Here is a 7,053-nt window from a genome sequence, read left to right on the forward strand (position 1 = left end):
TCAGAGCTGTGCCGTCAGATTAGTCGCTTTGGCCCCAAGCGACTAATCATGCTTGATCGAGATGAGTCTGCACTTCATGCGACCCAAATCTCCTTGACCGGGCGGGCTCTGCTCGACGGCGAAGACACCGTCCTAGCAGACATTCGTGACCTCGACCGTGTGCAAGAAGTGATGAATTGGGTGCGCCCAGAGGTTGTTTTCCACGCGGCCGCCCTGAAACACCTCCCGCTCTTAGAGCGGTATCCAGAGGAGGCCTGGAAAACCAACGTCTTGGGTTCTCTAAATGTCCTCGATGCTGCCCGCATTACCGGTGTCAGGCATTTCGTCAACATCTCGACCGACAAGGCCGCAAACCCCACATCAATTCTGGGTCATAGCAAGCGGCTCACGGAGCGCTTGACCGCGCACATGGCGGCCAATAGCTCCGGCAGCTATGTGTCTGTGCGCTTCGGCAATGTCCTCGGCTCCCGTGGTTCCGTGGTTACAGCCTTCACTCAACAGATCCAGCGGGGCGGCCCAGTGACGGTGACGCATCCGGATGTCGAGCGCTACTTCATGTTGATTCCCGAAGCATGCCAACTCGTCCTTGAATCAGCAGCGATCGGGACAGATGGGCACGTCATGGTTTTAAACATGGGGCAGCCGGCGAAAATTGTGGACGTCGCTCGAACACTAATTGAGCTGTCCGGGCACCGGGATATCGACATCGTCTACACCGGATTGCGCCCTGGAGAGAAGCTCAGTGAGCAGCTCTTTCAAGACGGCGACGACATAAAGCAGAGCGCTCACCCGCTGGTAACCCACGTGAGTGTCCCGCCAATCGAGCCTGAATTGATCCGCTCGAGGCAGTTTGATTCCCCTGACCAGGCGGCTCAGTGGATGCGCGACCAGGATGAGCTTAGCAAGCGTCAAAGCCTAAGACACGACTTAGGTGCGTGATCGCCTAACATTGCCTGGTCGGATTCTCCTCGGCCCCAGCCCACGCGCTTGTGTCCCAGCAACCAGACTTGGGTAGCCTGAAGGGGAGCAGGTGCCCCCGGCGCACCGATCGTCCGCAGACCGAGGAGTCAGTAGCCCCATGGCGAAGATCATCTACACCCTGACCGACGAGGCGCCGTTGTTGGCGACCTACTCCTTCCTGCCTGTTGTCGAAGCCTTCTCGGGAACGGCAGGAGTGGACATCGAGACGCGCGACATCTCGCTCGCTGGCCGGATCGTGGCAGCCTTCGCCGACTTGCTGCCCGAGGAGCAGCGCGAGAGCGACGCCCTCGCCGAGCTCGGTGAGCTGGCGACAACGCCCGAGGCCAACATCATCAAACTGCCCAACATCTCCGCCTCCGTGCCTCAGTTGAAGGCGGCGGTCGCGGAACTACAGGCCCAAGGCATCGCGCTGCCCGACTATGTCGACGAGCCGGCCACCGAGCAAGAGAAGGACGCCCGCGCTCGCTACGACAAGGTCAAGGGCAGCGCCGTCAACCCGGTCCTGCGTGAAGGAAACTCCGATCGGCGAGCCCCCGACTCGGTCAAGAACTACGCCCGCAAGCACCCGCACTCGATGGGCGCCTGGAGCCCGGACAGCAAAACCTCTGTCGCGACCATGGGCGTCGACGACTTCCGCTCCAACGAGCAATCCGTCGTCCTCCCTGCCGACGACACGCTGACCATCACTCATGTGGCCGCCGATGGCACCGAGACCGTGCTCAAGGCCAGGCTGCCGGTGCTCGCCGGTGAGGTCGTGGACGGCACCTTCATCAATGCTGCCGCGCTGGATGCCTTCCTCGCCGACCAGGTCGCCAAGGCCAAAGCCGAGGATGTGCTCTTCTCGGTCCACCTCAAGGCGACGATGATGAAGGTATCTGACCCCATCATCTTCGGTCACGTCGTGCGCGCCTACTTCGCCGATGTGTACGCGGCATACGGGGACATACTGATGGACGCCGGATTGAACGGCACCAACGGCCTGGCCGCCGTCCTCGCCGGGCTCGGCGATCTCGAGCAGGGCGAGGAGATCAGGGCCGCCTTCGAGCGCGGCCTGGCCGAAGGCCCGCGATTGGCGATGGTCAACTCCGACAAGGGCATCACCAATCTCCACGTCCCCAGCGATGTCATCGTGGACGCCTCGATGCCGGCGATGATCCGCACCTCCGGTCACATGTGGGGCCCGGACGGCGCCGAGGCCGACACCCTCGCCGTCATCCCCGACAGTTCGTATGCCGGCGTCTATCAGGCCGTCATCGCGGACTGCCAGGCACACGGCGCCTTCGACCCCACGACCATGGGCTCGGTGCCCAATGTCGGGTTGATGGCGCAGAAGGCCGAGGAATACGGCAGCCACGACAAGACCTTCGAGATCGCCGCGGACGGTGTCGTGAAGGTGTCCAACGCCGCCGGTGCGGTGCTCATGGAGCACGCAGTCAGCGCCGGCGATATCTGGCGGGCCTGCCAGACCAAGGACGCGCCGATCCAGGACTGGGTCAAGCTCGCGGTCAGCCGGGCCCGGATCACCGGGGACCCCGCCGTCTTCTGGCTCGACGAAAGCCGGGCCCACGACCGCAATCTGATCGCGAAGGTCAACGCCTATCTCGGCGATCACGACACCGAAGGCCTCGACATCCGGATCCTCTCCCCGGTGGAGGCAGCGAAGCTATCAGTCGAACGCATCCGCCAGGGCCTGAACACGATCTCGGTGACCGGCAATGTGCTGCGCGACTACAACACGGACCTCTTCCCGATTCTCGAGCTGGGCACGAGCGCCAAGATGCTCTCGGTCGTGCCGCTGATGAATGGCGGCGGCCTTTTCGAGACCGGGGCCGGCGGTTCGGCTCCCAAGCACGTGCAGCAACTGGTTGCCGAAAACTACCTGCGCTGGGACAGCCTCGGGGAGTTCCTCGCGCTCGCGGAGAGCTTCCGCCACATGGCCCGCACCGACGGCAACAAGCGGGCGGAGATCCTCGCCGATACGCTGGACCGGGCGACCGGGACCCTCCTCGATGAGAACAAGTCGCCGGCGCGGCGGGTCGGGCAGATCGACAACCGGGGCAGCCACTTCTATCTGGCGATGTACTGGTCCCAGGAACTCGCCCGGCAGACCGAGGACGCCGAACTCGCGGCGGCCTTCACCGCGGTCGCCGACGCGCTCGCCGCCAATGAGGCGACGATCAACGACGAACTGCTCGCGGTCCAGGGCTCCCCCGCCGATATCGGCGGCTACTATCGGCCGGACCCCGACAAGACCGGCGCCGTGATGCGCCCGTCGTCGACATTCAACGACATTCTCGGCAGCCTCTGACTCTGAGCCCATGATGGGCGGCGTGTCCGGGGCCCGATAACCCGGACGCGCGGCAGCCGGGCCACCCATGGGTGGCCCGGCTGCGGGCATACGGGAATGGTCAGTGACCGTGGGGACGGGCGTCCGGGTCGGGGACGTAATCGTCCGGGATCACGATGGGCTTCAGTCGCGCCCAGGCGAGGAAGATCCCGCCGACCACGAGCAGGGCGATCCCTGCGATCAAATTGGCGTTGATGTCGCCGGTCTTGTCGAGCGACTTGTCCCCGAACAGTCCCATCGCCGTGAGGATCACGCCGTAGATGGCCAACAGGGACCCGATGACATTGCGGACGTCCATCGCACCCGCGCTGTGAGCAGCCATGTGTGTGTCTCCTTGGTCTCGTTGCGGGTCAGAAGATGGTGTTCAGGACGATGGTCATCAACAGCGCCAGCCCGGCGAGCGGGACCGGACGCTTCCAAACGGGCAGCAGGTGCTCGTCCGGGTCGGAGCGCATCTCCTTGGGCGTCTCGGAGTAGACCAGACCCACCAGTTCGGAGGCCGGTCTGGGCTTGGTCACCATGGTCACCAGGATCGACAAGACGATGTCGACCACGAAGGCCGTCGAGGCGGCGAGGAAGGCCAGGCCCTGACCGGGGAGGGTGAAGACCTCACCGAACTTCGACGCCGACCACAGCGAGATCGCGGCGACCGTGCCACCGACCAGGCCGACCCAGCCGGCTGTCGGGGTCATCCGCTTCCAGAACATCCCGAGGATGAAGGTGGCGAAGAGCGGCGCGTTGAAGAAGCCGAAGAGCGTCTGGAGGTAGTCCATGATGTTGGAGAAGGACCCGGCGATCGACGCGGTGAAGATGGCGATAACGGTCGCCGCGACCGTGGCGAGGCGCCCGACCTGCAGATAGTGCGAGTCCGGCTTGCCCTTGACGAGATAGTCGCCGTAGAGGTCGTAGCTGAAGACGGTGTTGAAGGCCGAGATGTTCGCGGCCATGCCGGCCATGAAGGCCGCCAACAAGCCGGTGATCGCAAGCCCGAGCAAGCCATTGGGCAAGACATCGCGCATCAGCAGCAGGATGGAGTCGTTGTAGGTGACCCCCTCGCCCGACGCGCCCCCGGCCGGGGCACCGCCGGCCTTGAGGTCGGCGATCTCGGCCACGAGGACGGCCGCGATCATGCCCGGGATGATCGTCAGGAAGGGGACGAACATTTTGGGGAAGGCACCGATGATCGGCGTCTTGCGGGCTGCCGTGATCGACTCCGACGCCATCGCCCGCTGCACCTCGACGAAGTTCGTCGTCCAGTAGCCGAAGGAGAGCACGAAGCCGAGGCCGAAGGTGATGCCGATAACCGACCAGAAGGAGGAGTCGAAACCGGAGAGCGCCTGTCCCGGCCAGGAATGCAGTTGCTGCTCGACGGTGGTCGTCGTCTTGCCGTCGACGATCTGCGGCTTGAGCTTCGCCTCCAGTCCGCTCCAGCCACCGAGCCGGTGCAGGCCGATCAGGGTCAGCGGCAGCAGCGAGGCGACGATGACAAAGAACTGGAGCACCTCGTTGTAGATCGCGGCCGAGAGACCACCGAGCGTGATGTAGGAGAGCACGATCGCGGCGGCGACGATGAGGGTCAGCCACATCGGCAAGCCCAGGAGCGCGTGGACGATCGAGCCGAGCAGGTAGAGATTGACGCCGGCGATCAGCAGCTGCGCGACCGCGAAGGAGATCGCATTGACCAGGTGGGCTTCTTTGCCGAAGCGGCGCAGCATGAACTCGGGCACCGAGCGGACCTTGGACCCGTAGTAGAAGGGCATCATCACCACGCCGAGGAAGAGCATGGCGGGGATGGCGCCGATCCAGAAGTAGTGGGTCGTCGGCAGGCCGATCTGGGCGCCGGTGGCCGACATGCCCATGATCTCGACGGCACCGAGGTTGGCCGAGATGAACGCCAGACCTGTCACCCACGCGGGGAGTGAACGGCCGGAGAGGAAGAAGTCCGCGGAATCGGACACATTCCGCTTGACCATGAAACCGATGCCGAGCACGAACACGAAATAAATCGCGAGAATCACGTAGTCGACAGCGCTGGCATCGATCAGCGTGTCGGCAGCTACCAGCTGCTGGACCATCTGCATACCCCTTCATCGCGGTACCAGGACCGTCTGACACTATTGGGGACAACAGGCGACGGCAACCGAGACACTTTGCCTTTTTCTAACGATCTACAACGCATTGTTGGCAGCGGACACGCCCGGGCAACAGTGGGCACCCGGTGCGCTCCGAACCGTCCCGTACACGCGAGGAGCACTCCCCGGCAGCGAGCCGGTGCGGAGTCCCAAGCTCCGGCATACGGCCGTTCGCGGGCACAGTGGCCCGCACGTACCCATGAAATCACGGAGTTTTGCATGCTCACCCCCAAGCTGCCTGCGCGGCTGGGCGACGAGTTCCTCGGCACCTTCTGGCTCGTCTTCGCCGGCTGTGGCAGCGCGATCTTCGCTGCCCACTTCCTGAGCACCGACGCCGCCCCGGTCCAGTTGGGCATCGGCTTCGCCGTGTCGCGCTGGCCTTCGGCCTGACCGTTCTGACGATGGCGTATGCCGTCGGGCACGTCTCGGGCGGCCACTTCAATCCCGCCGTCACCCTCGGCGTCGCCATGGCCAAGCGCTTCGCCTGGAAGGACGTCCCCGCCTACATCGGCACGCAGGTCGTTGCCGGCCTGGTCGCCGGTGCGGCACTGCTGACCATCGCCTCCGGTAAGGACGGATTCGACCGGATCGGCCACATGGCCGCCAACGGCTATGGCGCGCACTCCCCCGGCGGCTACGCCTTGGGTGCCGTCTTCCTCGCGGAAGCGATTCTCACGGCGATCTTCGTCTACGTCATCCTCGGCTCCACCGATGGTCGCGCACCGGCCGGCTTCGGCCCGCTGGCCATCGGCTTGTGCCTGACCCTGATCCACCTGGTGTCGATCCCGATCTCGAACACCTCGGTCAACCCGGCCCGTTCGACTGGTGTCGCCTTCTTCAACGGCGACGGTGCCCCCGGGCAGCTCTGGCTCTTCTGGGGGCCCCGATCGTCGGCGCGCTGATCGCCGGTGCCACCTACAAGATGATCACTGGTGCCGACGAGCCCGCGATCATGGGTGAGGTCAAGGAGCACGAGCACGCGGCTGCCTGATCCCCCGTGTCGTATGCCGGCCGGTCACCCGAGTTCGCCTCGGGGACCGGCCGCTCCGGCGTTCGGGCCCCCTGACCTCGCAGATCCCCCCAAGAGCGAGGATGTCCGGGTGAGCGCGATGAATGGGCCTTGGCAGATCAGCCCCGACGTCGCCTGGGCCGATGACGGCGAGGGCCATGTGCTCGCGCTGCGCGCCTCCTATACGGATCTGCCGTGGCGACTGACGTCCTCGCCCGCAGCCGTCTGGGAGGGGCTCGCGTGCGGTATGACTTTTGGTCAGCTACTGAAAGAGCTCGGCGGCGACGCAACCCCCCGGAAGTCATCAGCGACATGGAAGATTTCATGGCGGAACTGCTGCGGCGGGATCTCATCCGTCCAGCACCGGAGTTCGCCAAGGCGGGCCAGAATGACCACCCCTGGCCACAAGGGCCGACCATCGAGCTCGCTCATGCACTCGTCCACCGGGTGTTGACCTCTGCCGAAATCCGAGGGCTTTTCATCAAGGGCCCGGTGGCTGTCGCGCAGGGATTGCGCGAGACGACCCGCGTCTCGACGGATGTCGACGTTCTCTGCGGTCCCCGGCGCGCTAGGGAAGCCATCAG

4 protein-coding genes and 2 pseudogenes are annotated in these 7,053 nt (G+C 64.7%); 4 read left to right on the forward strand and 2 right to left on the reverse strand.

Annotation, left to right across the window (positions count from 1 at the left end):
• Together PKH97_RS11785 and PKH97_RS11790 are read left to right on the forward strand one after the other, a co-directional pair.
• Positions 1-939: polysaccharide biosynthesis protein (locus tag PKH97_RS11785; protein ID WP_324387650.1), on the forward strand; the 939-nt coding region annotated here is incomplete at its 5' end.
• Between the two features lie 139 nt (positions 940-1,078).
• Positions 1,079-3,289 (forward strand): NADP-dependent isocitrate dehydrogenase, encoded by a 2,211-nt coding sequence (locus PKH97_RS11790; RefSeq protein ID WP_324387652.1) that lies wholly within the window; start codon positions 1,079-1,081, stop codon positions 3,287-3,289.
• Positions 3,290-3,389: 100 nt separating this feature from the next.
• Here PKH97_RS11790 and PKH97_RS11795 read toward each other — a convergent pair whose 3' ends face one another.
• A complete protein-coding gene (locus PKH97_RS11795) occupies positions 3,390-3,650 on the reverse strand; it encodes a hypothetical protein (RefSeq protein WP_324387654.1) in 261 nt (86 codons plus the stop codon).
• Positions 3,651-3,678: 28 nt separating this feature from the next.
• Positions 3,679-5,403: a sodium:solute symporter family protein gene (locus PKH97_RS11800; RefSeq protein WP_324387656.1), complete on the reverse strand. Its 1,725-nt coding sequence runs from the start codon at positions 5,401-5,403 to the stop codon at positions 3,679-3,681.
• A 276-nt stretch (positions 5,404-5,679) separates the two neighbouring features.
• Between PKH97_RS11800 and aqpZ the strand changes: the two are divergent.
• Both aqpZ and PKH97_RS11810 read left to right on the forward strand, forming a co-directional pair.
• Positions 5,680-6,451 (forward strand): annotated as a pseudogene (gene aqpZ, locus PKH97_RS11805) (aquaporin Z).
• Between the two features lie 342 nt (positions 6,452-6,793).
• Positions 6,794-7,053: pseudogene (locus tag PKH97_RS11810) on the forward strand (hypothetical protein); the annotation flags it as partial.

The organism is Nostocoides sp., assembly GCF_035343835.1.
GTDB classification, from domain to species: Bacteria; Actinomycetota; Actinomycetes; order Actinomycetales; family Dermatophilaceae; genus Nostocoides_A; species Nostocoides_A vanveenii.